The sequence below is a fragment of the Streptomyces sp. NPDC000941 genome (assembly GCF_053599555.1).
This window is the reverse complement of sequence record NZ_JBSFMM010000068.1, coordinates 22,449-49,096: the sequence shown is the minus strand read 5'-3', so window position 1 is coordinate 49,096 and position 26,648 is coordinate 22,449. Positions and strand designations below refer to the sequence as shown.

The following is a 26,648-nucleotide window of genomic DNA, read 5'->3' as shown; positions in this document are numbered from 1 at the left end:
TACTACGACAGACAACGAGCCCGTGAGGTCGGCTACAACCCCGCTCTCCGCCAGCTCGGCAACCGCCTCGTCGGCATCCTCCACGGCTGCCTCAAAACCCGCACCACCTACGACGAAGCAACCGCATGGTCACACCACGCCTACCCCCAGCCCGCTTGACACCCCAACGACATGGGGTGTCTGACCTGACGGCCGGGGGCACCTCCCAGCGGTAGCTGGGGGAGAACCGAGCCTCAAAAAAAGGGGGAAACACGACTCACCTCGTGTGGGTGCTCTTCCGGTACGCGGCCGCCGCATACGCGCCGAACACCGCGAACCACCCCGCCAGCACCGCCACCGCTCCGACCGCCGGCAGCGCGCCCTCGGACACATCCCACCCCAACTGCGCGAAGCGATTCGTGGGCGTCCACTCGGCGATCGAGCCGAACCAGTCCGGGAAGGCGCTCAGCGGAATCCACAGCCCGCCGATGATGGACAGCCCCATACTGGCCGCCGTGTTGACCATGCCCGTGCTCTGGGCCGACAGACGGTAGCCGTTGCCAAGGCCCAGCAGCGTGAACGGCAGGGTGCCCAGCCACAACACTGCCACCAGGGCGAGCGCCCGCAGCACCGGCATCCGCACCCCGTTGACCAGGAACCCCGCTCCCATCACCGCCACGATCGACGGCAGCACCACCAGCGAACCGGTCACCGCCCGCGCCCCCACCACCTCCAGCGGAGTCAGCGGCGTGATCCGCAGCTGCCGCAGCCAGCCGCGCCCCCGATCCTCCGCCACACCCGTGCCGTTCGCCAGGGCGGCGCCGAGCGCGCCGTACGCCGCCATCCCGATCATCGCCGCGGTGTCATGGGAGCCCTTGTCGCCGTCCTCGCCGCCGACGTTGGTGAAGAGCAGATACATCACCACCGGCAGGGCCACCCCGAAGACCAGAAAGGCCAGGTCACGGGTCATCCTGCGCAGCTCCAACGCGATGGACGTCAGCATCGGACCACCGCCTCCTCTCGCTCGTCCCTGCCGGTGGTGAGCGCGACGAAGGCGTCCTCCAGCCGCGACACCCGCACCTCCAGATTCCGCACATCCCCGCGCTCGGCGAGCGCCAGCACCGTCGCATCCGATTCGGCGCTGCGCAGATACGCCCGGCCGCGCCGGATCTCGACGCTCGTCACCCCCGGAAGCAGCTCAAGCCCCTCGGAGGAGCGGTCGCCCAGGTCGAAGGCGACGACATTGCCGCCCACCGTCCGCTTGATCTCCTCGCCCGTGCCGTCCGCCACCTTGCGGCCCTTGTCGATCACCACGATCCGGTCGGCGTTGTCATCGGCCTCTTCCAGATAGTGGGTGGAGAACAAGACCGTGTTGCCCCGCGCCGCGTAGGAGTGCATCGCCGCCCAGAACTCGCGCCTGGCCCCCACGTCCAGCGCCGCCGTCGGCTCGTCCAGCACCACCAGCTCCGGCCCGCCCGCCATGGCGAGCGCGAACCGCAGCCGCTGCGCCTGCCCGCCGGAGAGCCGGTCCGCCCGCCGCTCCGCGAGCTCGGTCAGCCCCGACAGCTCCAGCGTCTCGGCGATCGGGAGCGGCCTCGGGTAGGTGCCGGCCACAAAGGCGACCAGCTCACGGACCGTCACACGGGTGATCAGCGCACCCTCCTGCAGCATCGCGCCGATCCGCCCCGAGCGGACCGCTGCCTCCGGTGCGCCGCCGAAGAGCCGCACCCGGCCCGAGCTCGGCGGCAGCAAACCGAGCAGTATGCCGATCGAGGTGGACTTGCCCGCGCCATTGCGGCCGAGCAGGGCGATCGACTCGCCGCGCCGGATGGTCAGATCGATGCCCTTGACCGCGCGCACCCCGCCGTAGTGCTTCGCCACACCGGCGAACTCCACCACGGGCGGGTCCGCCGCCGTCATCGCTGTACTCGTCGTACTCGTCATGAAGGAAACGCTACGGACCGTGACCGGTCGGCGACAGTGTCGACAGTCCGCATTCCGGCAGGACAAATGTCATGGTGCGAGATATGAGGCGCACAGGTTTGCTGCTTGTCCTATGACCTGCCCAAGTTCGAGCCGCCTTCGAGCCGCCGCCCCGACACTCCCTTCCAGTCGCCGCCTCGCTGCCTCGACACCTCGATGCCCCTCTACCGAGGCAGCGAGGCGGTGTGGGGCCGGGTTCCGTCAGGCGCTGGGGAGACGAGAATGCACCGACATAAGAATCTGGCCGAGGCCCTGATGGACCGGGCCATGCTGTGCGCCGCCGATCAGGCGCTGGTGTACCCGGCCGAAGGCGGTGGCGGTGGTGAACAGCGGATCAGCTACGCCGCCCTCGACGCCCGCGCCCGCGCCGTGTCCGCCTGGCTGCGCGCCCGCGACGCGCCCGGCCGCCAGGTGCTGCTCGCCCTCGACCCCGGCCCGCACGCGGCGGCCGCGCTGCTCGGCTGCCTGTACGCGGGGGCGGTCGCGGTCCCCGTGCCCGCGCCGACCGCCTCCCGCACCGAGGCGGAGCGCACCGCGGCCATCGCCAAGGACGCGGCCGTGGACCTGGTCCTGACCGAGACCGCACACGCCACGGAGACCTCCCGCAGGCTCTCCCTCATCGGCCGCACCGGCATCACCTGCCTGGCCGTGGACGGCCTCAGCCCACACGCCCACCCGGCCCCGTACGCCCCCGCCGCCCCGCACAACCGCACCGCCGTACCGGACATCACCCCCGACGCCACACCCGCGCGCACCACGCCCGACAGCCTCGCCCTCCTCGCGTACGACGCCGGTCCGGCCACCGCGCCGCGCGGGGCGCTGATCACCCACGGCAACCTCCTCGCCGCCATGCCCGCCCTGCGCCAGGCGCTGGACACCGGCCGCCGCTCCCGGATCGGCGGCTGGCTGCCGCGCCACCACACCCCCGGCCTCATCGGCCAGCTGCTGCACCCGCTGTGGCTCGGCGCCACCGCCGTACCCCTGCCCGTACGCCCGCACCTCGCCGACCCCGTGGCCTGGCTGCGCGCCCTCAGCCGCCACGCCATCACCCACACCGTCGCGCCCGACACCTGCTACGCCCGCTGTGCCGCCGAGGCCACCGACGAGCAGCTGGCCGGGCTCGACCTCTCCCGCCTCCGTACGGCGCTCAACGCCGCCGAGCCGGTCTCGGCCGCGACCATGGCGGCCTTCCACCGCCGCTGCGCGGCCGCCGGGCTGCGCCCCGGCACGCTGGTCGCCGGATACGCCCCGGCGCAGGCCGCGCCGTTCCTCACCGCCGAGGGCCGGGGCCCGGTGCCCGGTCTCGACCTCCGCGTCGTCGACCCGGCGACCCGCCGGCCGCAGCCCGACGGCATGGCCGGTGAGATCTGGGTGCGCGGCCCCGCCGTGGCCGCCGGCCACTGGGGCCGCTCGCGCGACACCGAGGCCGCGGGCGGGTTTCTGCGCACCGGGGACCTCGGCATCGCGCGGGACGGCGAGATCCGGATGACGGGCCGCACCCATGAAGGCGGCCTCGCCGACAGCCTCATGGTGGACGGGATGCCCCTGCATCCACAGGATGTGGAGCGCGAACTGCTGCGCTGCGGGCGGCCGTTGGGCTCCGCCCGGGTGTTCTGCGCGGGGCCGGGCACCGGGCCCCTGGTGGTGGTCCAGGAGGTCGGTGCGGCGGGCGGTTCGCACGCCGCGCTCGCCGGGCTGGCCGGGCGGGTACGCGAATGCGTGGCGGAGGAGTTCGGCGCCGCCACGGGTAGGGTGCTGCTGGTCCGCCCCGGTACGGTCCGCCGCGCCGGATCCCAGAAGGTGCCCCGCGCCACGCTCCGCGAGCAGTTTCTACGGGGCGAAGTCCGGCCGCTGTACCAGGACTTCGTCCCCTTGCCGCGTGAGCCCGCCGCCGGGGGCGTGGTGTGACACCCGACGGACCCGGCCCGTCGCCCCTTCCGCTGACCGGGCCCGGCGGCCCCTGGCGACCGGTGCGCCAGGCGTACGCCGCACACGGCCGGGCGGTCGTCCACGGCCGGTGGCGGGAGTGGCTGCCGACCCATCCCCAGGACCTGGCGTTCGATCAGGACCTGTGCGGGATGCTCGACGACCGCGACCGGCGCCGCCTGCGCACCCTGCCCCGCCCGGCGGCCCGCGGACGCTTCGTGGCCTCGCGGCTGCTGCTCAAACACCTCGTCGCGGCGGTGTCGGGCGGCGCGCCCGAGGCGGTGTGCCTCGCGTACGAGCCGGGCGGACGGCCGTACGCCCGCTGCGCCGGGGCCGGCCGGGTGGAGCTGAGCCTCAGCCATACCGGGGGTCTGCTCGTCGCGGGCGTCAGCCGGGGGACACGCATCGGGGTGGACGTCGAGGCGTCCGGGCGGCCGATGCGGTACGCCGATGTGGGCCGGCGGCTGTGCGCCCCCGCCGAGCGCGCGGCGCTGGCCGGTCTCGCGGAACCGGAGCGCGAGCGGGCGTTGCTGCGGTTGTGGACGCTGAAGGAGGCATACACAAAGGCGCTGGGGCGCGGAATGCGACTGGCGTTCGCCGAATTCGAGTTCGATGCTGTCGTATCGGGTGGTGGGTGGCGATTCGCTATTTCGGAAGTTAACAGCGATCATTCGGCAGGAAGTCATTTTATAAGCTCGGTTTGGCGGCAGTACGAGTGTTCGGTGGGCGGATTCGGCCGAGAATTGGTGGAGCGGCCGAGAAGATTTGGGAATAATCGTATGCGGGTATACGACGGGGGTTGAGCAGGCAGGGGCAGGGGCGACGTGGTCAGAGTGCTGATAGCCGAAGACATGCACATGCTGCGCAAGGCACTTGTCGCACTGTTGGAATTCGAGCCGGACATCGAAGTCGTCGCCGAGTTCTCAAGCGGCGCCGAAATCCTGCCGCGTGCGAAGGAGCTCCGCCCGGATGTCGCGGTTCTCGACATCGACCTCCCCGGGATGGACGGCCTGACGGCCGCCGGTGAGCTGCACACCGCCGTGCCCGAGTGCCGGACGATGATGCTCACCAGCCTCGGCAGGCCCGGTAATCTGCGCCGCGCCCTGGCGGCCCATGTCTCGGGCTTTCTGCTCAAGGACAGCACCCCGGACAAGCTGTGCGACGCCATCCGTGCGGTCGCGAAGGGGGAGCGGGTCATCGACCCGCAGCTCGTCCTCGCCGCCCTGGACGACAAGCCGCAGCCGCTGACCCCGCGCGAGCTGGAAGTGCTGCTGCTGGCCTCCCAGGGGGAGGGCTCCGCGCAGATCGCGGCCCGGCTGTATCTGTCCGTGGGCACGGTGCGCAACTATCTGACGTCCGTCGTCACCAAGTTGAACGCGCGCAACCGGGTGGATGCCATCCGGATCGCCCGCGAGGCCGGCTGGCTGTGACGGCGGCGCCGCCGCGCGGGTACGGGTCCTGAGGAGACGCTGCCGTGCAGGTCGTGACGGCGATGGCGCTACGCCGTCACGGCCGGGCCGTACTCGTCCTCAGAGCCACGCTCGCGCCCCTCCGGGGCCGAATCCACGGGCAGTTCGAGCTCGGCCCGCAGCTCGAACCGGCCATCGTCCCGTACGCCCGCGCGCAGCCGTCCGCCCAGATTCTCCAGCCGGACCTTGAGGTTGCCGATTCCGCTGCCGCCGTCCGACCTGTCGGAGCTGTCGGCACGCAGAATGGTCGAGGGCTTGCCCACCCCGTCGTTGGTGAGCGTCAGCAGCACGGTGCGGTCGCTGCGCCGCGCCTCGATCGAGCAGTGCTCCGCCTTGCTGTGCCGCAGCACATTGGTCAGCCCCTCCCGCAACACGCTCGCCAGCACGGTGTCCACCAGGTCGGGCAGTTCCCCGCAGTCGACTTCCGCCGTGGTGCTGATACCGACCGCGGCCAGCATGGACTTGGCCGTGCCCGCCTCCGCGGACAGTGACATCTTGCGGTATCCGCTGGCCACCGCCCGTACGTCCGCGAGCGCCTGGCGCGAGGTCTGCAGGATCTCGGCAAGCTCCTGCTGGGCGCGGGAGTTCCGCGGGGGCACCAGGCGGTGGACGAGTTCGCACTTGAGGGTGATGGTGGACAGGCTGTAGCCGAGTAGGTCGTGCAGATCGCGGGCGAACCGCAGCCGCTCCTGGGCCACCGCCAGCCGGGCCAGCTCGGCCCGCGACCGGGACACCTCGGCGACCAGCCCGGACAGCCGTGAGAGGCCGAAGACCACCAGACCGGTCAGGGCGGTGGAGACCGTCGTGTACGCGACCTCGCCCCAGCCGAACCCGACCTGGAACAGCAGCACATCGGTGCACCCCATGATCGCGGCGAAGGCCACCCAGGACAGCGGGGGCGGCAGCACCAGCAGCGAGGAACCCGCCAGGAACCCCGGCATGCCGAGCCAGGCGTGCTTGAAGACCGCGAAGGGGAGGAAGGTCAGCAGCGCCTGTAGCGCCAGCGTCCAGTGCCGGGCCCCGCTGAGCCGGGGCGCGAGCCCGGGGAAGGAGTGCGTCAGCTGCAGCCCCAACAGGGCGGCAAGTACGGGGAGCAGCGCCAGCATCAACAGCGCGGCGTCCAGGGCCCGTCCTGACGGGCGGGCGTCGACCACATAGGTGACCGCGACGCAGAAGTAGCCCACGAGCACCACCGCGGTGATCACCACGGCCAGCCGTGGCGCGAGATCGTCGCGGTGACGAGCCGAGTCGCTCCCGGCATCGCCGGGCAAGGAGGTGCCCTGCACTCGTCCTCCGGATGGTCGGGCTGGATTGGGTAACTTGCCCGAGAGTATCCGAACTTTTCCGGTCGTGGAGAGGTGGCGTAGGACGCTGACTTTACACAGAGGGTTACTGGTGCTCACAGTCAATCACAAGGGATTACAGAAAAAGAGGGACAGGGTTGAGGCGGTGGTACGGGGTGGGCTCGGCCAGCCGCCCCAGGGCCACCGGCACTTGGAAGAGCCGGCCGGGAGCGAAGCGGGCCCAGTGCGGACGCAGCCCGGGCACCAGCACCTTCGCCACGGGCAGCCCGACGTCCGGCCGCGTCTGGTCCAGGACGAGCAGCTCCATGCCGTGCCCGCGGACCACCTCGGCTATGAGGTCGAGGAGGCCGAGGGCGTCGGTTCTGTGCGGACCGGATATGCCCGCGCCCTCCGCCACGACCCCTGACGGGGCCAGATACGGCTGGTTGGCGAGGGTCGCGGTGCGGAACCAGCACAGCGCCTCCGGATCGGCCGTCACCCCGTACCCGTCGCCGTCGACGCGGGCCTCGACCACGGGGGGCAGCATCTGGTTGAGCTCGGCCAGGGCGTGGCGCAGCGCGGTGTGCCGGTCGAAGTGGGCGCCGAAGCCCAGGGTGATGTCCTCGGCGGACTTGTCGGTACGGCGGGAGACGGCGGCCACCACGGGGATGCCGAGGTCGGAGGTGAGGTCGAGCGCCCACACCTCGCGGCGCAGTTCGGTGTGGACGCGCCGCAGTTCGGCGATCCACGGATCGTCCTGGGCGTCGAGGTCGAGCGCCGGCTGACGGGTGCGGTTGTACCACCACAGGGCGACCGCGTCCCGCTCCACCAGCTCCAGGAAGCCGCGCAGCACCGCATCGGCCAGACTGCCCCCGGCGGCGGCCCCGTTGGAGTCGGCCCGGCAGTAGCGCCGTCCGGCCGGCTGGGGCGTGCCGTAGTACAGCAGGGCGGTCGGCAGCAGCCGGTGCCGCTGCGCGGTGATCGACCACACCGGGGTCCAGTCCAGCTCCGCCCGCTCGTCGAACGGATCACAGACCCGGTGGCGCGCGGATGTGCCCCGGTCGCGAAACTGCCGTGGGTCGAAGAGCTGCACCGCGTTCGGATGTACGGCGTCCTCGGGGTCCAGATCGCGGTAGCGGGCGCGCTGCCGCGGCTCGTCCCCCTGGAAGTGGCCGCTGTAGTGCTCCAACGCCTCGCACAGCGCGCTCGCCTGACCCTGCTCGGACGTCATGCCCTTGCCATGGGCTGCGGTGCGCAGCCCGGCCCGTACGGTGTCGAGCCCGGGAGGCGCCGCGGGGCCGACGGGGCTGGTGGGGCCGACAGGGCCGGCGGGTCTGGTGGGGCCGGCGGGTCTGGCGGTGAGGTCGACGGTGGCGTACGCGGGGTGTGTGGCGTGGAAGCAGTTGAGGAAGGCGGGCCCGCGCGGGTCTCGGCGGATCTCGCTCACCAGCCCGGTCACGGGGCTGATCAGATGCGCGTACGTCTCCATGATCCGCCGCGGTGGGCTGTCGGCGATCTGCCACGGGGCGTCGTCGGCGCGCGTGACCAGGGCCAGGGGCGCCCGTATCCGCGCCGCGACCAACCGTGGGTCGCCGCATGCGGGGCACTGCGGGCGGCGGCTGACCGCGTGGTGCTCCAGGGCGGAGGTGAGGGTGTCCAGAGTGCACAGCGCGCGCTGCCCCGGGTGGCGGTGCCCGGCCAGCCAGGTGGCCGCCTCCAACGCGGCCAGTTGCAGCGCGGCGGCCCGGCTGGCGGCCAGGGACGCGGGCGGGCGGGGCACCGGGCCCGCACGGCCGAGTCGGTGCTGGAGATGTGCCTCGGCCTGCCGTCGCCGCCACAGCCGGTCGGCCAGACAGGACCAGCACGGGTCGTCCTGGGCGCCCAGGAACGGGCCGATCCACGCCGTCGTGCCGACCGGCTTGACCGGCAACCAGCGGCGGCCGGACGCCCGGTGCTCGGCGTCGAGCGCGGCGAGGCGTGGATCGAGGTAGTCGTCACAGACCACAAGAGTGAGATACGCGTCGCCGCGTTGACGCTTGTCGATTTGACATGGCCCAGGCCCGTCCCCGGCCCCCGCCCCGAACTCGTCTCCTTCCACGGCGCGGATGCCCGCCGCACGCAGCGCCTGGACGGCCTCGTCCAGCTCGGTGCAGCCGAGGGCCACAGGGGCCACGACGGCGGACCGCAGGGCCCCGGCGCAGGGCGTCATCGGGAGGGCGACCGGGGGCGGGGCGGGGGCGGCGGTCACGCCGGCCAGCCCCCAGTACGCGTCCTCGGGGCGTGGATAGCGTCCGCGCTCGCACACAAGACCCGCCTCGCACAGCCGGGCGATGACGCGGGTGACCAGCGCCGCGGCAGCGGCGGGATCGGTGCGTACAGCGGCGGGATCGGTGCGTACGCCGGCCTCGGCGAGGATGTGCTCCAGGTCCCTGGAGCCGTCGAGCAGCGGGGCAAGCGTCTCGGCCGTCTGGCCGTGCAGCGCCGTGACGCCGCGCTCCGAGACGAGGTAGACGGCCTCGCCCGGCACCCGCTCGACGCGTAGGTGCGGGGAGAAGCCCAATGTGCCCATCAGCCGGCTCAGCCGACGCTGATGGTGCAGATGCAGATGCCCGGGGTGGGGGCGGGCCATGGCTCGGCGGAGAGGTCCTCGATGACCAAGTCGTCGACGCCTAAGCGGCCTCGGGGAGGTGGGGTGCGTTCCTGCGTCGTCCGGTGCGGTGCATCGCAAGGCGGAGCGGCGCCCTCGTACTGGGCGTACTTGGGTGCTGCGACAACGCGGCGAGGTGCCGTGCCGGGCGGCGCGGGGGCGTGCCTCACTTCCCCGAGGTCGCTTGGGTCGGCGGGGCCGGGGCCCGCGGCGCACAGGGGCGAAGGGCTCGCGGGGAGGGGGGATGTGTCGGTCATTGTGGGCTCTCCTCGGGGTGAGAGGCGGTCCTGGCAAGGAGTCTGCGATGACGGATCCACGGCTTGCCAGTGCTTTCCTCATAACCAGGGTGTGAACTTGTCATGACCTCCGCCTCACAGGACTCATGCACGGTTCGGGAGTCCGGCACTGGCCGTGCCCACCACCCGCACGCGAGGCTCATATGTGCCTCAATGGCAGGGCCGCGCGGCCAAAGAGGCACCTGGTGGACCGTCTGACGGAGGTGTGACAGGACCATGGAAATCAAGGTGTTGGGGCCGCTGAGCGTCGAGGCCTGCGGTCAGTCGATCGTGCCCAGCGCGGGCAAGCCGCGGCAGATCCTCGCACTGCTTTCCGTGTACGCCAACCAGATGCTCCCGGTGCCCACCCTTATGGAGGAAATCTGGGGCGCGCAGATGCCGCGCAGCGCGTTGACCACGCTCCAGACGTACATCCTCCAGCTCCGGCGGAGACTGGCCGTGGCGTACGGGCCGCAGGCGCCCGAGGCATCGAAGAGCGTGCTGGCTACGCGGTACGGCGGATATGTGCTGGAGGCCCAGCCGGGCGCGGTGGACATCCACGAGTACGACCGGCTGGTGGCCTCCGGGCGGGACGCGCTCGACGTCGGCGACGATGTCGAGGCCTCGTTTCTGTTCCGCGAGGCGCTGGCGGTGTGGCGCGGTCCCGCTCTCGTGGACGTGCGGGTCGGACCGATCCTGGAGATCGAGCTGGCCCGGCTGGAGGAGAGCCGTCTCGGGGTCCTGGAGCGTCGGATCGAGGCCGACCTGCGCCTGGGCCGCCACGCCGAACTACTCACGGAGCTCACCGAACTGACGGCCCGACATCCGCTCCACGAAGGGCTGCACGCCCAGTGCATGGCCGCCCTGTACCGGTCCGGCCGCCCGTGGCAGGCGCTGGAGGTGTACCAGGGGCTGCGCGGCCGGCTCGTCGAGGACCTGGGGCTCGAACCCTCCCCGCGGCTGCAGAAGCTGCAGCAGGCGGTGCTCGCCTCGGACCCCGCGTTGGACCTGGAGCTGGGCGGGCAGTGGCGCCGCCCGGTGCTCGACCTGTTCGCCGCGTAGGTCCCTGCCGGTTCACCATCCGATCGCACCTCCCCTGAACGCCCGGCGCCGCCCTTCTTGCCGGGCCGGCTACGGCTCCGCTCCCCGACACCCCCCGCGCGGGCGAGCGGAGCCGTAGTGCTGTCCGCGTACGGTTCCGGGCGCTTCAGTTGGTTCTGTCGTTCCTGTGGCTCCTGTCGCTCCTGTCGCGTCGGCCGTTCCAGCCGTATTCCAGGGGCTCCTGACACCGTCCGGCGGACGACCTCGCCCGACACCAGCCATAGGGGGCCGCATTGCGCATCATCGACCTGTCGACACCGGTGGACGCCTCGGGCTGGGAGCCGGACCCGCTGGTCCACGAGATCATGACGCCGGCCGAGGCGGCCCACCATATGAGCGAGGAGATGCGCGAACACTTCGGCATCGAGTTCGACCCGTCCGAACTGCCGGGCCAGGAACTGCTCTCCCTGGACACGCTCACCCTGACCAGCCACACCGGCACCCATGTCGACGCCCCCGCGCACTACGGCTCCACCGGGACGTACGGAGTGCCCCGCACCATCGACCAGATGCCCCTCGACTGGTTTCTGCGCCCGGCTCACGTCCTGGACATCACCGACGCCGATCCGGAAACCCGCACCGTCGGTGTGCCGCATATCGAGAAGGAGCTGGCCCGTATCGGCTGCCGGCCGCAGCCGCTGGACATCGTCCTGCTGCATACCGGCGCCTCCCGGTGGGTCGGCACATCCCGGTACTTCACGGAGTTCACCGGCCTCGACGGGCCCGCTACCGACTATCTGCTCGACCTCGGTGTCCGCGTCATCGGCACCGACGCGTTCAGCCTCGACGCCCCGTTCTGCGACATGATCCGCCGCTACCACGCCACTGGCGACCAGTCGGTGCTGTGGCCCGCCCACTTCGCGGGCCGCCGTCGCGAGTACTGCCAGATCGAGCGGCTGGCGCGGCTGGAAACGCTGCCGCCCACCGGGTTCCGGGTCGCCTGCTTCCCCGTGAAGATCGCGGGCGCGGGGGCGGGCTGGACGCGGGCGGTGGCGTTGCTCGACGAGTGACAGGCCCCCACCCGGCGTCGTAGGGCTCCGTCCCGAGTCGAGCGCGGGTTGAGAGCCGGGCGGCACTGTGACGCGGCGGCACTGTCATACGGGCGACACCGTCGCAGCCGGAGGGGCGCGCCGCTGTCGAAAGGGAGAGCGCGCGGAGACCCCGAGGAACGAGGGGTCGAGCACGGTCGACCGTCGACAGGGGCTGTAGCGCCCCGGAGGCGAATCGAGTGATACAGACGGTACCGAGCAGGGAGGTCGAACCGACGTGATGCATCAGCGCGTTATCGATCGACGGGGGAGGCGTCGGGTGGCGATCACCGGCATAGGCGTGGTGGCCCCGGGCGGCGTGGGGACCAAGGAGTTCTGGTCGCTGCTGACCGAGGGCCGCACCGCCACCCGCGCCATCTCCCTCTTCGACGCCACCCGCTTCCGCTCCCGGATCGCCGCCGAGGCCGACTTCGACCCGCACCACGAGGGCCTGACCCCGCAAGAGGTACGCCGGATGGACCGCGCCGCGCAGTTCGCGGTGGTCGCTGCCCGGGAGGCGGTGTCCGACAGCGGCCTAGAGGCCGCCGGGGCGCTGGGGGCCGGCGGGCCCGACCCGTACCGCGTGGGCGTCACCGTCGGCAGCGCGGTCGGCGCCACCACCAGCCTGGACACCGAGTACCGGGTGGTCAGCGACGGCGGGGCCAAGTGGCACGTCGACTACACGTACGCGGTGCCGCATCTCTTCGACCACTTCGTGCCCAGCTCCTTCGCCGCCGAGGTCGCCTGGGCCGTGGGCGCCCAGGGGCCGGCGTCCGTGGTCTCCACCGGCTGCACCTCGGGCCTGGACGCGGTCGGCCACGCCGTCGAGCTGATCCGGGAAGGCAGCGCGGACATCATGGTCGCGGGGGCCACCGACGCGCCCATCTCCCCGATCACCGTCGCCTGCTTCGACGCCATCAAGGCCACCTCGCCGCGCAACGACGACCCCGAACACGCCTCGCGCCCCTTCGACCGCACCCGCAACGGCTTTGTGCTGGGCGAGGGTTCCGCGCTGTTCGTCCTCGAGGAGCTGTCCCTGGCGCACCGCAGGGGCGCCCATGTCTACGCGGAGATCGTCGGCTTCGCGTCCCGCTGCAACGCGTACCACATGACCGGGCTGCGCCCCGACGGCCGGGAGATGGCCGAGGCCATCCGTGTCGCCCTCGACGAGGCGCGGCTGCCGGTGACGGCCGTCGACTACATCAACGCCCATGGCTCCGGCACCAAGCAGAACGACCGCCACGAGACCGCGGCCTTCAAACGCGCCCTCGGCGAGCACGCCCGGGCCACGCCGATCAGCTCGATCAAGTCGATGGTCGGCCACTCGCTGGGCGCCATCGGCTCCCTGGAGATCGCCGCCAGCGCCCTGGCCATCGAGCACGGTGTCGTACCGCCCACCGCCAACCTCCACGAGCCCGACCCCGAATGCGACCTCGACTACACCCCGCTGGTCGCCCGCGAGCAGCGCGTCGAGGTGGTGCTGAGCGTGGGGAGCGGGTTCGGCGGTTTCCAGAGCGCGATGGTGCTGGCCCGGCCCGACGAGCACGGGGCCGAGAGGGGTACGTGGTGAGCGCCGTCGCCGTGTTCACCGGCATCGGCGTCGCCGCGCCCAACGGCCTGTCGACCCCGGTGTGGTGGAAGGCCACCCTGAACGGCGAGAGCGGCATCCGACCGGTCAGCCGCTTCGACGCCTCCCGCTACCCGGCCCGGCTCGCGGGCGAGGTGCCCGGCTTCGACGCCGCCGAACACATCCCGAACCGTCTGCTCCCGCAGACCGACCACATGACCCGGCTCGCCCTGGCCGCCGCCCAGGAGGCGTTCGACGACGCGGACACCGACCCCGCCCAGCTCCCCGAGTACGCCGCCGGGGTGGTCACCGCCAGCTCGGCCGGCGGCTTCGAGTTCGGCCAGCGCGAGCTGGAGGCGCTGTGGAGCAAGGGCGGGCAGTACGTCAGCGCGTATCAGTCCTTCGCCTGGTTCTACGCCGTCAACACCGGCCAGATCTCCATCCGGCACGGGTTGCGCGGGCCCAGCGGCGTTCTCGTCAGCGAGCAGGCGGGCGGCCTCGACGCGGTGGCCCAGGCCCGCAGGCGGCTGCGCGGCGGGAGCAGGCTCATCGTCACCGGCGGCGTGGACGGGGCGGTCTGCCCATGGGGCTGGACGGCGCAGCTCTCGGGCGGCCGGCTCAGCCTCGCCGACGACCCCACGCGCGCCTATCTGCCCTTCGACGCCGCGGCCCGCGGCTATGTGCCGGGCGAGGGCGGGGCGATCCTGATCCTGGAGGAGGCCGCCGCGGCCCGCGCCCGCGGCGCCCGCGTGTACGGCGAACTGGCCGGTTACGCCGCCACCTTCGACGCCAGGCCCGGAAGTGAGCAGCACCTCAGCGGCGTGCCCGGCCTGCGCCGCGCCGTCGAACTCGCCCTCGCCGACGCCCGCCTAGCCCCCGACGACATCGACGTCGTCTTCGCCGACGCCTCCGGCGTACCCGACCTCGACCGGGCCGAGGCGGAGGTCATCACCGCCGTCTTCGGGCCCCGGCGGGTGCCGGTCACCGCGCCCAAGACCATGACGGGGCGGCTGTACGCGGGAGGGGCCGCCCTCGACCTCGCCGCCGCCCTGCTGGCGATCCGCGATGCGCTGATCCCGCCGACCGTGAACGTCACCCGGCTTGCCGAGGGTCTGGAACTCGACCTGGTGAGCGCCGAACCGCGGCCCTGCCCCGTACGCGCCGCCCTGGTGCTGGCCCGTGGCCGCGGCGGCTTCAACGCGGCGGCCGTGGTCGTCGGTGCCCAATCCCACTGAGCCCAATCCCACTGAGCGCAATCTCACTGAGGGCAACCTCACTCGGCGCAACCCCACTGAGCCCGACCCCGCTGGGCGCAGCCCCCGCTGAGCGCCCCCCCCGCTGTTCGCCATCCCAAGAGAGAGGCATCACGAGATGACACAGATGACCCAGATGACGCTGGCCGAGCTGACCACCCTGCTGCGCGAATGCGCCGGCGAGGACGAGACCGTCGACCTCGACGGAGATGTGCTGGACACCCCCTTCGCCGACCTCAACTACGACTCCCTCGCGGTCCTGCAGACAGTGGGCCGTATCGAGCGCGAATACGGGGTGCTGCTGGCCGACGACACGGTCGCCGAGGCCGCCACGCCCCGGCTGCTGCTGCAGTTCGTCAACGCGGGCCTGACCGAGGCGCGCACCCGCCCGGCCCAGGCCTAGGGGGCGCTGCCATGCGCGTACTCATGGTCGTCACCCCCGTCAGCAGCCATCTTCAACCACTCGTCCCCCTCGCCTGGGCGCTCGCCGGCGCGGGCCATGAGGTGATGTGCGCCGGGGAGCCCGGGGCCGTGGAGGCGGCGCGCGCCGCCGGGCTGCACACCCTCGCCGTCGAGGCCCAGCCGCTGTCCGCCGACGCTCCGCCCCCGGCTCCGGCCCGGCGGCCGATGGGCGGGGAGCCCGCGGCGGTGTGGGAACCCGACTGGGAAGCGCTCGCGGTCCGCTGGCGGGCCCGGGTCGGCCGGGTGCTCGACGGTTATCTGAGGTTCGCCCGCGAATGGCGGCCCCACCTCGTGTTGTCCGATCCGGTCGAGTTCTGCGGGCCGATCGTCGCGGGCGCGCTGGGCGTACCGTCCGTCGTCCACCGCTGGGGCACCGACGTCCTGACCACGCTGGCCCGCGGCCCCGCCCGCGCCGCGCTGCGGTCCGTCTGCGAGCGGGCGGGCATCCCCGGGGGCCTGCTGCCCGACCCCGATCTGCTGCTCGACCCGTGTCCGCCGCTGCTGCGGCACCCCCGGGCGGCCCCGGCCAGGCCGGTGCGCTACGTGCCGTACAACGGCCCCGGCAGCTACCCCTCCCGGGGGCCGCTGCGCTCGCCGGAGCAGCGGACGATATGCGTATCGTTCAGCGCCCAGACGATCGAGCGGTCGGGCATGGCCACCCTGGCGGCGACGGCCGCCGCGTTCGAGGGCCTGGAGGGCGTACGGGGCGTGTTCACCTTGCCCCGGGCGCGCGCCGAGGAGCTTGGAGCGCTGCCGGCCAACGTACGGGTGATCGAGCCCACCCCGCTGTCGCAGCTCCTGAGGCGCTGTACGGCCCTGATCCACCACGGCGGATCCGGGTCCGGGCTGACGGCCCTGCACTACGGCCTGCCCCAGCTCGTCCTGGCCCCACCGCTGCCCAGCCTCGGTGTCTACGCCGAACGGATCGCGGCCTGCGGCGCCGGCCGGTCGCTCGACCCTGGTGAGCAGCGGGACCCCGAGGCGATCCGTACGGCGCTCCGCGAGCTGCTGGACGACCGGTCGTACGGGGTGGCGGCGGGCCGGCTGCGGGAGGAGATGGCCGCCATGCCGACCCCCGCCGAAGTGGTCGGCGAGCTGGAGGAGTTGGCCGGGCCGCGCATCGGCGTATCGCGGGTCGCCGGTTCCCGCGCGGCCTGAGGACGGGCCCCGCACAGCCTGAGGGCGGGCCTAAGCGGTTGCCGGTACCTCACGTCCTATGGCCGTCGTCAGGCGGGCGAGGGCGGCGGCCTCCCGGCTGCCTTCGTCGGCGCCGAAGACATGCATCACCAGGCCCGTCTCGCCGGGTGTGGCGGGCACGTGCAGCGTCTCGTAGTCCAGGGTGAGCAGCCCGGCCTCGGGGTGGCGCAGCCGCTTGCGCCCCGCCCCGCACATCACGACCTCGCCGGTGGCCCAGACGCGCCGGAAGTCGGCGCTGTGCGTGGACAGTTCGGTGATGAGCGCGGCCAGTTCCGCGTCGTCGGGGTACCGGCCCGCGGAGACCCGCAGCTGGCCCACGCTCTCCGCCGCCCGGTCCTCCCATTCGGGGAAGACGGTCCGGGAGGCGGGGTCGAGGAAGAAGTACCTGGCCTGGTTGTGGTCGCGGCCGCCCGGGTCGGCCAGGCCGCCGATCAGCTCGCCGCCGAGATCGTTCCAGGCGAGCACGTCGAGGCGGTGGTTGGTGACGTAGGCCGGGACGGGGGACATGGCGTCGAGGATCTGCCGCAACAGGGGGCTGACCCGGGCCTCGGGCGGGGGTCCGCCCCGCGTGCCGGTCAGGGTGGCCAGGTGCTTGCGCTCCGCCGCGTCGAGGCCGAGGGCCTTCGCGAGCGCGTCGAGCACTTCGGGGGAGGGCTGGGTGGCGCGGCCCTGTTCGAGGCGGACGTAGTAGTCCACGCTGATCCCGGCCAGCTGGGCCAGCTCCTCGCGGCGCAGCCCGCGCACCCGTCGGCGCCCGCCGCCGGCGATTCCGACGTGCTCCGGCGCGACGCGCCCACGGCGGGCGCGCAGAAAGCCGCCGAGCGCCCGCCGGGTGTCCCCGACGCCGTCGATGCGGTCGATGCCGTTGCTGTCCATGCCTTCCAGTATGGGTGGCCCTCGCAATACCAGGATTCCCGTTCCGCCGGTAACACAGGGTGCTGGCTACGGTGCCGCGCCCGGGAGAGCGTGGTGCCATGAGCGAAGCCATGCCGCAGCGGCAGCCGCGGAAGAAGATCCTGATCGTCAGCGCCCACCCCGAACCCCGTTCCCTCAACGCCTCCCTGACCTCCTTCGCGGCCGAGGAGCTGCGCGCGGCGGGGCATGAGGTGCGGGTGTCCGACCTGTACGCGATGAAGTGGAAGGCGGCGGTGGACGCCGACGACTTCCCCGACCACGCCGGGGACCGGCGTCTTGATGTGCTGACGGCCTCGGGGGAGGCCACGCTGGCGGGGCGGCTGTCGCCGGACATCGCGGCCGAGCAGGAGAAGGTGCGCTGGTCGGACGCGGTGATTCTGCAGTTCCCGATGTGGTGGTTCTCGGTGCCCGCGATCCTGAAGGGCTGGATCGACCGGGTGTTCACCTTCCAGTTCGCCCACGGCCCGGCCGTCCCCCCGCCGTACAGCGAGGGCGCCCTTGCGGGTCGGCGGGCGCTGCTGTCGGTGACGGTCGGCGCCCGGGAGTCGGCGTTCGCGAACCGGGGTATCCATGGGCAGCTGTCGGACGTCCTCTTCCCGCTCCAGCACGGCCTGTTCTGGTTCACCGGCATGGCGCCGCTCGAACCGTTCGCGCTCTACGACTCGCTCGATGTGCCGGAGGAGCGGTTCGAGGAGGTGAAACGGGAGTACGGGCGGCGGCTCGACCGGCTCTTCACGGACGAGCCGGTCCCGTTCCGCGCGCTCAACGGCGGCGACTACGGCCGCGATATGCGCCTGCTGCCGGGCGTGGAGGCGGCCGGGACGAGCGGTCTTGACCTCCACGCGCGCCCGCGCGGCTGAGCCCTATAAGGCTTCCTCCAGGGCGATGACCCGGTCGGCGGGGCTCGGCATGCGCAGTATGTCCGTACGGAGGCGGGCGGCGGCACGGGCGTGGCGGGGGTCGTCCACCAGGGCCTCGACCGCTTCGCTGACGGCGACGGGGTCGGACTGGCGCTCGGGCGGCAGGATGAGCCCGGCGCCATGGCGGTGGAGGCGTTCGCCGATCTCGGCGGTGACCGGGATCTGGGGCAGCACCAGCTGCGGGGTCCCGGACGCGACCGCCGTGAGGCCGGTGCCCGAGCCGCCGTGGTGGACCACGGCCGCGCAGGTGGGCAGCAGCTCGGACATGGGGAGGCCCACGGCGATGCGCGCCTTCTCCGGGGCCGCGGTCAGCGTCCGCGCCTGGTCGGCGCTGATCGCCAGCACCACCTCCAACCCCCGACCGGCCAGCGCGTCGGCGGTCTGTGTCAGCAAGGGGGGCAGGGCGCCGGGGCGGACCTTGTGCCCGGAGACCCCCGCCGTGATGCACACCCGCGGCCTGGCGCGCTCCTCCAGCACCCAGCGCGCCACGTCCCCCGGGCCGTTGTACGGGACGTAGCGCATATCGAGCCGGGGCCGCGGCGCCGGATCGGGGAGGCGCAGCGCGGGCGGGAAGGGGTCGAACCAGGCGCTGGGGCCGGAGCGCGGGCGCACGCCGTGGCGCTCGAAGAGGCGCCGGTAGCCCGGCAGCGGGCGGGCGCCGAGCTCGTGGTTCTCCACGCGCATGATGGTGGCCGTGCCCCAGCCGTGCCCGTACGCGGGGACGCCGAGCGCGGCGGCGGCCACCGTGCCCGCGAAGCACAGCGCGTCATGGACGACCACGTCGGGCCGCCAGTGGCGGGCGAGGGCGAGGAGGTCGTCGGCCATCGCGTCCGCGACCGTGAACTGCTTGTCGGCCAGCGCGCGGAGCACCGTGTGCTGAGCGTCGTCCAGCAGACCGGGCCGTGATGCCCAGCCCTCCGGCCAGCGGCCGGGGCTGCGCCAGGGCGCGAGGTCCGCGCGGCTTCTGATCTGCTCCACGGCCACGTCCCGGCCGACGGGCACCCCGGTCAGCCCGGCGCGCGCCGCCGAGGCCATGCACGAGGGCGGGGCGGCGAGCCGTACGTCGTGCCCGGCGGCCCGGCAGGCCCAGGCCAGCGGCACCAGGCTGAACAGATGGCCCGGCTCGGCCCATGTGGCGAACAGCACCCGCACCGGATCAGTCCAGGTCGTCGCGGTGGATCCGGCGGTCGAGCACCAACCAGCGGCCGTCGCGCCGCACCAGCAGGTCCGCGCAGGTGGTGGACGCACGCAGCACGGCCTGCCCGGCGCGCGGGGTCTCCAGGACCTGGGCGTACGAGCGGACGAAGACGGTGTGTTCGTCCCTGGGTTCAGCTACGAGCATGCCCAGCCAGTGGCGGCGCCTGACGCCCCGCGCGGCGAAGTCGTCGGTGGCCTGGCGGGCGCCGGCGGCGATGGCCGCGCGGCCGGTGAACGGCTCGGGGTGGGCGTTGGCGGCGAAGACGCCGTCCTCGGCGAAGGTCTCCGCCCAGGCCTCGGCCTCGCCGTCGTCGAGCAGCTGCATCTGGCGGGCGTAGAACTGCTGGATCTCCGCGTACAGCTCGGCGGGCCCGGCGGGTCCGGCCGGCACGGCTGGTGCGGTGGGGTCGGCTGTTGCGCTGGCGGGGTGTGCCGCGACGGTCATGGCGGTCGGTCCCTCTCTCGCGTCCTGTGTGTCGTGCCTGGGTGTCGTGCCTGTGTGTCGTGCGGCAGCGTCGCCGCGGGCCCTCGTACGCCCCTTGACGGGCGGTCGAACGGCCCGCTCGACCACCGTGCGATCGAGGATCGAGAGCCCACGGTCACTCTTCGGAGCAGACAACGCATCCAAGGAGCACGGGGAGGACGACGCGCATGGCGAGCGATGAGCGGCGGGTGGCGCTGGTCACGGGAGGCACGAGCGGAATCGGTCTCGCGGTGGCGCGGGGCCTGGCGGCGGCGGACTTCACGGTCTTCATCTGCGCGCGGACCGCCGAGTCCCTGGAGATGACCGTCAAGGAGCTACGGGCCGCGGGCCACGAGGTCGACGGCGCCCCCGCCGATGTGAGCAAGCGGAAGGACGTGCGCGATCTGGTGGCGGCCGCGACCGGGCGGTACGGCCGGATCGACGTCCTGGTCAACAACGCCGGGCGCAGCGGCGGCGGTGAGACCGTCGGGCTGGCCGACGAGCTGTGGTACGACGTGATCGACACCAACCTCAACAGTGTCTTCCTCACCACGCGCGAGGTGCTGGCCGAGGGCGGGATGCGGGAGCGCGGCTGGGGCCGGATCGTCAACATCGCGTCCACCGGAGGCAAACAGGGCGTGGTGCTCGGCGCCCCGTACTCGGCCTCCAAGCACGGCGTGGTCGGCTTCACCAAGGCGGTCGGCCTGGAGCTGGCCAAGACCGGCATCACGGTCAACGCGGTCTGCCCCGGGTATGTCGAGACGCCGATGGCCGAGCGCGTCCGCCAGGGGTACGCGGCGGTGTACGACACCACCGAGCAGGCCATCCTCGAACGCTTCCAGGCCAAGATCCCGCTCGGCCGCTACTCCACACCACAGGAGGTGGCGGGCCTGGTCGGCTATCTGGTCACCGACACCGCCGCGTCCATCACCGCCCAGGCGCTCAACGTCTGCGGCGGGCTGGGGAATTACTGACGAGAGCGGGTGCCGTGACCATCACCGAGACCTACCTCACCACACACGCCATCACCGTGCTGGCACCGGCCCGCACCGTGTACGGCATCATCGCCGACGTGGCCGACTGGCCCCAGCGCTTCGCCCCCAATGTGCACGTCGAACCCCTGGAGCAGACGCCCGGTGGCGAGCGGATCCGGATCTGGGCCACCGCGGGCGGCGTGGTGAAGAACTGGACATCGCGCCGTGAGCTGGACCCGGACGGGCTGCGCGTCACCTTCCGGCAGGAGGTGTCCGCGCCGCCGGTGGCGGCCATGGGCGGCGAGTGGATCGTCACCGCCCATGGTGAGAATGTGTCCCGGCTTGAGCTGCGCCATGACTTCCGCGCGGTCGACGACGACCCGTCGGGTGTCCGCTGGATCACCGCGGCGGTGGACCGCAACAGCGAATCCGAGCTGGCCGCGGTGAAGAAGCTCGCCGAACTCGGCGATGAATTAGGGAAGTTGGAGTTCTCCTTCGAGGACACGGTGTTCACATCGGGTGACGCCGCGCTGGTCTACGACTATCTGTACCGCGCCGATCTGTGGCCCGAGCGGCTGCCGCATGTGTCCCGGCTCGACCTCAAGGAGGACCCGGTCGGGGACGACGTGGCCGAGCCGCGGGTGCAGGTGATGGCGATGGACACCCGTACCGCCGACGGCTCGGTGCACACCACCGAGTCCGTACGGGTCTGCTTCGGGGCGGACCGCATCGTCTACAAGCAGACCACCGTGCCCGCGCTGATGACCGCGCACACCGGAAGCTGGACGATCACCCCGGCGGGCGACGGGCTGGCCGTCACCTCCCGGCACACCGTGATCCTCAACCCGGGGGCCGTGGAGCGGGTGCTCGGCCAGGACAAGACCGTCGCCGACGCCCGGACGTACGTACAGCGCGCGCTGAGCACGAACAGCGCCACGACGCTGCGCCATGCGCGGGAGTTCGCGGAGGCGGCGGCCGCTCGTGGGTGAGGCGAGCGGCGGGGCCGGAGTCGGGGCCGTCGGCGGGACCGAACGGCTCGACGGGCTGTCGGCCGAGGCGGCCCGCGCCCACCCCGCGCGGACCGCGCTGGTGTGGGCCGGGGCCGGGGCCGCCCCGGACCGCGGGCCGGCGGCGCTGGACTTCGCGAGCCTCGATCTCCGGGTGTCGCGCGCCGCGTATGCCCTGGACCGGCTGCTGCCGGGGCGGGAGCGCGCGACGGTGGCGGTCGCCTCCGTGCTGCACCCGGACTTCGCCGTGGCCTATTACGCGGCCGCGCGCAGCGGAAACGTGGTGGCGGTGGTCAATCCGCTGCTGCGCGAGGAGGCGCTGCTGCACATCCTGTCGGTGAGCGAGGCGCGGCTGGCGCTGGTCGACGCCGGGCTGTACGCGCGGCTCGCCCCGGTGCGCGACCGGCTGCCCGCGCTGCGGGAGGTGGTGCTGATCGGCCCGGTCGCGGCCGGGGCCTACCGGGACGTACCGCGCCTCGACGGTGTCCTGGCGAACATGGAGAATCGGACGCTCGTCCGGCCGCCGGGTGCGGTGAGCCCGGACGACGTGGTGTGCGTCCAGTTCACCAGCGGGACGACGGGACTGCCCAAGGCCGTCCGGCTCACCCATCGCAACCTGGTCGTCAACGCCGCGCAGATCGCCGAGGCACACCGCCTCGGCCATGGTTCGGTCGCCCTCAACCACCTGCCCACCTACCACCCCATGCACCTCAACTCGGCCCTGTTCGCGGGCGCCACACAGGTGCTGTGCGCCGCACCCGACCCGATCGACGCGGTCGAGGCGGCCAACCGCCACTCCGCCACGCACTTCTACAGCCTCCCGGTCCGCCTCGCCCGGCTCGCCGCCGCCCCCGCCCATGCCCTGGACGGGTTACGGCTCGCGACCGTACGGCAGATCGCGTCCGGCGGGTCGGCGCTTGCGGTGCGGGACGCGGCGCGGCTGGCCGAGCGGTTCGGGGTGCCGGTGTTCCAGGGGTACGGGCTCGCCGAGACCTCCCCGCTGACCCACAGCGACGACCCCGGCCGCCCGGTGCCCGGCTCGGTGGGCCGCCCGGTGGCGGGCACCGAGTGCCGGGTCGTGGACGTCGAGCGCCGTGCGGTGCTCGCGCCCGACAAGGCGGGAGAGGTGCAGGTGCGCGGCCCGCAGGTGATGAAGGGCTACCTCGGCGGCCCGGACGGCACCGGCCTGGAGGACGGCGGCTGGTTCTCCACCGGCGACGTCGGGCGGATCGACGGGGAGGGGCGGCTGTTCCTGGTCGACCGGCTCGGGGACACCTTCAAATGCGACAACTTCCTCGTCGCGCCGACGGAGATCGAGCAGGTGCTGCTCGGCCATGAGCTGGTCCGCGAGGCCGTGGTCTTCGGCCTGCCGGACGCCGCGCGGGGCGCGCTCGCCGCGGCGCTGGTGGTGCTTCAGCCGGACGCGGGCGGGGCCGAGGCCATCGCGGCGGCCGTGGCCGATCAGCTCCCGTACTACCAGCGGCTTCACCACATCGAGGCGGTGGACGCCATCCCGCGCAACGCGAACGGGAAGGTGCAGCGCCGCGCTCTGCGCGACGCCCTCATCGCACGCCTCCAGTCGCGAACCCCTGACCACGCCTCTGCCCACGCCTCTGTCCGAACCCAGGAAGGCCGTACCGTGGACCACCCGACCGGTCTGTTCACCGTCATCAACACCTTCACGCTCAAGGACCACGGCCGGGCCGATGAGTTCGAGCGCCGTTTTCTCGACCATGTGGCGTGGATGCGCGCCCAGGAGGGCTTCGATTCACACCAGGCGGTGCGGCTGGTGGAGCGGCCCGGGGTGTACATCAACCTCGGCCGCTGGCGCTCGCCCGAGTCCTTCCAACGGGTGCGGGGCAGCGAGGTGTTCCAGGCACACGCCAAGGAGTTCCACGAAGTGGTGGAGGTGGACGCCGACCCGTCCCGCAATGTGCTGCGTACGGGTGGCGATGTCACGGAGGGCGCGCCGGTGGTCGTCGTCGAACGACTCGGCGTGGAGGGTCCCAGCCTCGACGCGTTCGACGACTCCTACCGGGAGTACGCCCGTGCCCTGACGGCGCGGCCGGGCTTTCTGCACGCCGACTTCAGCCGGTCGCTGACGCGGCCGGGCAACTACACCTTCGTCACCTGGTGGTCGGACGCGGAGGCATGGCGGGCGGCCCGCGCCGACGCCCCGGCCTTCGGCACGGCCGAGTGCGCCGTGCACCTCGCCGCGCATGCAACGGCGCATGCCACGGCGCCGAAAGCGGCGGACCGTGTCGGCTGAGCCCGCGGAGGCCGAGCCCGCGGAGGCCGAGCCCGCGGAGTCCGGCCCCGAACCGGCCACGCTGGGGCTGGACGGCAAGGTCGCGCTGGTGACCGGGGCGACGCGCGGCGTCGGGTTTGCGGTGGCCCGCAAGCTGGCCGCCGCGGGCGCCCAGGTGATCCTCGACTACGCGCACAGCGAGGCGGACGCCGAACGCGCGCTCCGCGACCTGTCGGGGCTCAAGGGCAGCGCGATCGCCCGGCGGGCGGATGTGACCAGCCCCGAGCAGCTGCACGCGCTGCTGGCGGAGGTGGGCGAGCGGTACGGCCGGCTGGACATCTTCGTGCACAGCGTCGCGTCCTGGCACCCGATGCCCGCCGTCGGGGCGCGCCCCGACGGCGTACGGGCCGACCTCTCGGCCGCCCTGGCCCCGCTGCTGTACGGCGCCTCCGCGATCGCCGACCTGATGGCGGGCGGGCCCGGGCGGATCGTCGCGGTGTCCAGCAGCGGGGCCCACCGGGCCGTGCCGCGCTATGTCGGCCCCGGTATCGCCAAGGCGGCGCTGGAGAGCCTGGTGGGCTATCTCGCCGTGGAGCTGGCGGGCCGCCGGATCGCGGTGAACGCGGTCGCCACCGCGAAGCTCGACAAGGGGCCTGACACCCCCGACCCGGCGACCGTCGCGGCGCTGGCCGCGCGCACCCCGGGCGGCCGGCTGACCACGCCGGCCGATGTCGCCGATGTGGTGGCCCTGCTGTGCACGGCGGAGGCGGGCTGGATCCAGGGCCAGGTGATCACCGCGGACGGCGGTCTGGGGCTGCGCGCGTGAGCGCACCCGCGGCGCGTCAGAAGGGAGCGCAGGTGGCCGAGGAGGAGTTCGACACCGATGTGTGCGTGGTCGGCGGCGGCCCGGCCGGGCTGGTCCTGGCGCTGCTGATGCTGCGCTCCGGGGCGCGGGTGACGGTGGTGGAGCGCTCCCGTACGCACCACCGGGAGTTCCGCGGCGAGATCCTGCAGCCCGGCGCGATGGCACTGCTCGACGACCTCGGCGTACTGGCCGGGGCCCGGGCGCGCGGCGGACACGAGCACGACCGGTTCCGGCTGGTCGAGGGGGACCGTGTGCTGCTGGAGGCCGACTACCGGCTGCTGCCCGCCCCGTACGACCACCTGCTGAGCATCCCGCAGGCGCATGTGCTGGACGAACTGCTCGCGCACTGCCATCGCTTCACCGGTTTCCGCTGGCTGGACGGGCGGCGGGTCGGCGGTCTTGTCCGCCGGGAGGGCCGCGTCGCCGGTGTCACGGCCGCCGGGCCGGTGGGCCCGTGCACCGTACGGGCCCGGGTGGTCGTCGGCGCGGACGGCCGCTATTCGCGGATCCGGCGGCTGGCGGGCATCGGGGCGGGGCGCACGGAGGCGTTCGCCCACGATGTGCTGTGGTTCAAGCTCAAGGAGAGCGGAAACCGGAGCCAAGACGCAGGCGTCGAGCCGCCCGTGCGCGATGTGCGGGTGTTCCGCGCCGGCGGCAGCCCCGTACTCGTCTACGCCTCCTGGCCCGACCGCATCCAGGTCGGCTGGACCCTGCCGCACAAGGGCTATCGCGATATCGCCGGACAGGGCCTTGACCACGTCAGGGACGAACTCTGCCGGGCCGTGCCGCCGTACGCCCACCTCATCCGCGAACAGGTCCGCTCGCAGGGCGACCTCAGCCTGCTGGACGTGTTCTCGTCGCGGGCCGAGCGCTGGGCCGACGACGGGCTTGTGCTGATCGGCGACGCCGCCCACACCCACAGCCCGATCGGCGCCCAGGGCATCAATCTCGCCGTCCAGGACGCGGTGGTGCTGCACCCGGTCCTGGTCGGCGCGCTGGCCGCGGGCGACATCGGCGCGGCGCGCCTCGCGGCCTTCGAGGAGCGCCGGAGCCCCGATATCGCGGCCGTCATGAGGCTGCAGGCCCTGCAGAGCAAGGCGATGCTCTCGCAGGGCCCCTTCGCCAGCCGGGTGCGCCCCCGGCTCGCGCGGGTGCTGCGGCACACCCCGCTCTACCGCAAGATCCTCCACCGCATCGCGTACGGCAATCCGTCGATCCGTATCTCGGACGGCTCGGAAGAAAGGGTTATGTCATGCCGGAGAAGAAGCACGGCCCCGCCCCTGTGACGGTGGTCGCGCGCTTTGTGCTGACGGACAGGCACAAGCAGGACACGGAGGCCTTCGAGGAGGCGTTCGACGGCTACCGCGAATACATGACGACCCAGCACGGATTTCTGCACACCTCGCTGCTGCGGTCGCCCGACCACTCCGACCGGCATGTCATCGTCACCGAGTGGCGGGACAACTCGGCCTACAAGGCCGCCGTCATGGTCCCGGACTTCCTCCTGCTCACCGCCGCCGGGCTGATGGAACTCGCCGACCTCGACAACGACCACGGCCCGGTGCTGGCCTCGGCCTCGGGGACGGACGGTCAAGAGGCCGGGCAGTACTGCGTGGTGACCTCCCATGAGCCGGGCGACGAAGCAGACCAGGCGCCGCTGGTGGCACGGCTCGACGCCGCGGCCCGCCATGAGGGCTTCGTCTCCGGCTCGGTCGTCGCCTCCGACCGCCGCAAGGACGGATGTGTGAGCCTGCTGCGCCTTCGGGACGCGGAGGCGGCGCGGGCCGCGGGGGCGGGTCCTGACGAGGAGATCTACGAGGTGATCGCCGAGGCCTCCATGGACGGCGCGGCCAGCCGCGCGGCCTGAACCGGCCTGAGTGGTGGAACAG

The 26,648-nt window shown here is 72.8% G+C and carries 23 protein-coding genes and 1 pseudogene; 17 read left to right on the top strand and 7 right to left on the bottom strand.

Annotated elements, in window-relative coordinates; genetic code table 11:
- Positions 1-159: pseudogene (locus ACWDSL_RS22615) on the top strand (IS110 family transposase); the annotation flags it as partial.
- Between the two features lie 97 nt (positions 160-256).
- On the opposite strand, the gene ACWDSL_RS22610 reads toward ACWDSL_RS22615, so the two are convergent.
- Entirely contained in the window at positions 257-982 is a 726-nt protein-coding gene (locus ACWDSL_RS22610; RefSeq protein ID WP_450488063.1) for an ABC transporter permease, read from the bottom strand.
- Positions 976-1,899, bottom strand: a complete 924-nt coding sequence (locus ACWDSL_RS22605; protein WP_450488067.1) for an ATP-binding cassette domain-containing protein — start codon at positions 1,897-1,899, stop codon at positions 976-978. The genes ACWDSL_RS22610 and ACWDSL_RS22605 overlap by 7 nt, the downstream gene beginning before the upstream one ends.
- A gap of 285 nt (positions 1,900-2,184) precedes the next feature.
- Here ACWDSL_RS22605 and ACWDSL_RS22600 point away from each other — a divergent pair, with 285 nt between their 5' ends.
- From ACWDSL_RS22600 to ACWDSL_RS22590, 3 genes are read left to right on the top strand one after another with little or no spacing between them, the layout of a single operon-like run.
- On the top strand, positions 2,185-3,870 hold the full coding sequence (locus tag ACWDSL_RS22600; RefSeq protein ID WP_450488061.1) for an AMP-binding protein: 1,686 nt from the start codon (positions 2,185-2,187) through the stop codon (positions 3,868-3,870).
- Complete coding sequence (locus ACWDSL_RS22595; RefSeq protein ID WP_450488059.1) at positions 3,867-4,691, top strand: 4'-phosphopantetheinyl transferase family protein; 825 nt, start codon at positions 3,867-3,869, stop codon at positions 4,689-4,691. Before ACWDSL_RS22600 ends, ACWDSL_RS22595 begins: the two co-directional genes overlap by 4 nt.
- A gap of 21 nt (positions 4,692-4,712) precedes the next feature.
- A complete protein-coding gene (locus ACWDSL_RS22590) occupies positions 4,713-5,318 on the top strand; it encodes a response regulator transcription factor (protein WP_404746610.1) in 606 nt (201 codons plus the stop codon).
- 68 nt (positions 5,319-5,386) lie between these two features.
- Here ACWDSL_RS22590 and ACWDSL_RS22585 read toward each other — a convergent pair whose 3' ends face one another.
- Both ACWDSL_RS22585 and ACWDSL_RS22580 read right to left on the bottom strand, forming a co-directional pair.
- Positions 5,387-6,643: a sensor histidine kinase gene (locus ACWDSL_RS22585; RefSeq protein ID WP_450488057.1), complete on the bottom strand. Its 1,257-nt coding sequence runs from the start codon at positions 6,641-6,643 to the stop codon at positions 5,387-5,389.
- Between the two features lie 133 nt (positions 6,644-6,776).
- Positions 6,777-9,269, bottom strand: a complete 2,493-nt coding sequence (locus ACWDSL_RS22580) for a TOMM precursor leader peptide-binding protein (RefSeq protein WP_450488055.1) — start codon at positions 9,267-9,269, stop codon at positions 6,777-6,779.
- 530 nt (positions 9,270-9,799) lie between these two features.
- On the opposite strand from ACWDSL_RS22580, the gene ACWDSL_RS22575 reads away from it, so the two are divergent.
- The 6 genes from ACWDSL_RS22575 to ACWDSL_RS22550 all read left to right on the top strand — a co-directional run bounded on the left by ACWDSL_RS22575 (position 9,800) and on the right by ACWDSL_RS22550 (position 16,131).
- Positions 9,800-10,624 (top strand): AfsR/SARP family transcriptional regulator, encoded by an 825-nt coding sequence (locus ACWDSL_RS22575; RefSeq protein ID WP_450488053.1) that lies wholly within the window; start codon positions 9,800-9,802, stop codon positions 10,622-10,624.
- Positions 10,625-10,896: 272 nt separating this feature from the next.
- Positions 10,897-11,673: a cyclase family protein gene (locus ACWDSL_RS22570; RefSeq protein WP_450488051.1), complete on the top strand. Its 777-nt coding sequence runs from the start codon at positions 10,897-10,899 to the stop codon at positions 11,671-11,673.
- Positions 11,674-11,932: 259 nt separating this feature from the next.
- Positions 11,933-13,261 (top strand): beta-ketoacyl-[acyl-carrier-protein] synthase family protein, encoded by a 1,329-nt coding sequence (locus ACWDSL_RS22565; protein WP_450488049.1) that lies wholly within the window; start codon positions 11,933-11,935, stop codon positions 13,259-13,261.
- Positions 13,258-14,493 (top strand): ketosynthase chain-length factor, encoded by a 1,236-nt coding sequence (locus ACWDSL_RS22560; protein WP_450488047.1) that lies wholly within the window; start codon positions 13,258-13,260, stop codon positions 14,491-14,493. Before ACWDSL_RS22565 ends, ACWDSL_RS22560 begins: the two co-directional genes overlap by 4 nt.
- A 145-nt stretch (positions 14,494-14,638) precedes the next feature.
- Positions 14,639-14,914: an acyl carrier protein gene (locus tag ACWDSL_RS22555; RefSeq protein ID WP_450488045.1), complete on the top strand. Its 276-nt coding sequence runs from the start codon at positions 14,639-14,641 to the stop codon at positions 14,912-14,914.
- An 11-nt stretch (positions 14,915-14,925) separates the two neighbouring features.
- A complete protein-coding gene (locus ACWDSL_RS22550) occupies positions 14,926-16,131 on the top strand; it encodes a nucleotide disphospho-sugar-binding domain-containing protein (protein ID WP_450488043.1) in 1,206 nt (401 codons plus the stop codon).
- A gap of 30 nt (positions 16,132-16,161) precedes the next feature.
- Here ACWDSL_RS22550 and ACWDSL_RS22545 read toward each other — a convergent pair whose 3' ends face one another.
- Positions 16,162-17,046, bottom strand: a complete 885-nt coding sequence (locus ACWDSL_RS22545) for a helix-turn-helix domain-containing protein (RefSeq protein WP_450488041.1) — start codon at positions 17,044-17,046, stop codon at positions 16,162-16,164.
- 98 nt (positions 17,047-17,144) lie between these two features.
- Here ACWDSL_RS22545 and ACWDSL_RS22540 point away from each other — a divergent pair, with 98 nt between their 5' ends.
- Positions 17,145-17,945, top strand: coding sequence for an NAD(P)H-dependent oxidoreductase (locus ACWDSL_RS22540; protein WP_450488039.1), 801 nt, complete (start codon positions 17,145-17,147; stop codon positions 17,943-17,945).
- A gap of 3 nt (positions 17,946-17,948) precedes the next feature.
- On the opposite strand, the gene ACWDSL_RS22535 is transcribed toward ACWDSL_RS22540, so the two are convergent.
- Together ACWDSL_RS22535 and ACWDSL_RS22530 are read right to left on the bottom strand one after the other, a co-directional pair.
- Entirely contained in the window at positions 17,949-19,157 is a 1,209-nt protein-coding gene (locus ACWDSL_RS22535; protein ID WP_450488037.1) for a nucleotide disphospho-sugar-binding domain-containing protein, read from the bottom strand.
- A 4-nt stretch (positions 19,158-19,161) separates the two neighbouring features.
- Positions 19,162-19,647, bottom strand: coding sequence for a nuclear transport factor 2 family protein (locus tag ACWDSL_RS22530; RefSeq protein WP_450488035.1), 486 nt, complete (start codon positions 19,645-19,647; stop codon positions 19,162-19,164).
- A gap of 206 nt (positions 19,648-19,853) precedes the next feature.
- On the opposite strand from ACWDSL_RS22530, the gene ACWDSL_RS22525 reads away from it, so the two are divergent.
- The 6 genes from ACWDSL_RS22525 to ACWDSL_RS22500 are packed head-to-tail and all read left to right on the top strand — an operon-like array spanning position 19,854 to position 26,626.
- Positions 19,854-20,639 (top strand): SDR family NAD(P)-dependent oxidoreductase, encoded by a 786-nt coding sequence (locus ACWDSL_RS22525; protein WP_450488033.1) that lies wholly within the window; start codon positions 19,854-19,856, stop codon positions 20,637-20,639.
- A gap of 14 nt (positions 20,640-20,653) precedes the next feature.
- The gene (locus ACWDSL_RS22520) at positions 20,654-21,628 is read left to right on the top strand and encodes an aromatase/cyclase (protein ID WP_450488031.1); all 975 of its coding nucleotides are present in this window, start codon (positions 20,654-20,656) and stop codon (positions 21,626-21,628) included.
- Entirely contained in the window at positions 21,621-23,915 is a 2,295-nt protein-coding gene (locus ACWDSL_RS22515; RefSeq protein ID WP_450488029.1) for an AMP-binding protein, read from the top strand. Before ACWDSL_RS22520 ends, ACWDSL_RS22515 begins: the two co-directional genes overlap by 8 nt.
- Positions 23,905-24,720: an SDR family oxidoreductase gene (locus ACWDSL_RS22510; protein ID WP_450488027.1), complete on the top strand. Its 816-nt coding sequence runs from the start codon at positions 23,905-23,907 to the stop codon at positions 24,718-24,720. The genes ACWDSL_RS22515 and ACWDSL_RS22510 overlap by 11 nt, the downstream gene beginning before the upstream one ends.
- Positions 24,717-26,045, top strand: a complete 1,329-nt coding sequence (locus ACWDSL_RS22505; RefSeq protein WP_450488025.1) for an FAD-dependent monooxygenase — start codon at positions 24,717-24,719, stop codon at positions 26,043-26,045. Before ACWDSL_RS22510 ends, ACWDSL_RS22505 begins: the two co-directional genes overlap by 4 nt.
- Positions 26,012-26,626, top strand: coding sequence for an antibiotic biosynthesis monooxygenase family protein (locus ACWDSL_RS22500; RefSeq protein WP_450488023.1), 615 nt, complete (start codon positions 26,012-26,014; stop codon positions 26,624-26,626). The genes ACWDSL_RS22505 and ACWDSL_RS22500 overlap by 34 nt, the downstream gene beginning before the upstream one ends.
- Positions 26,627-26,648: the final 22 nt, after the last annotated feature.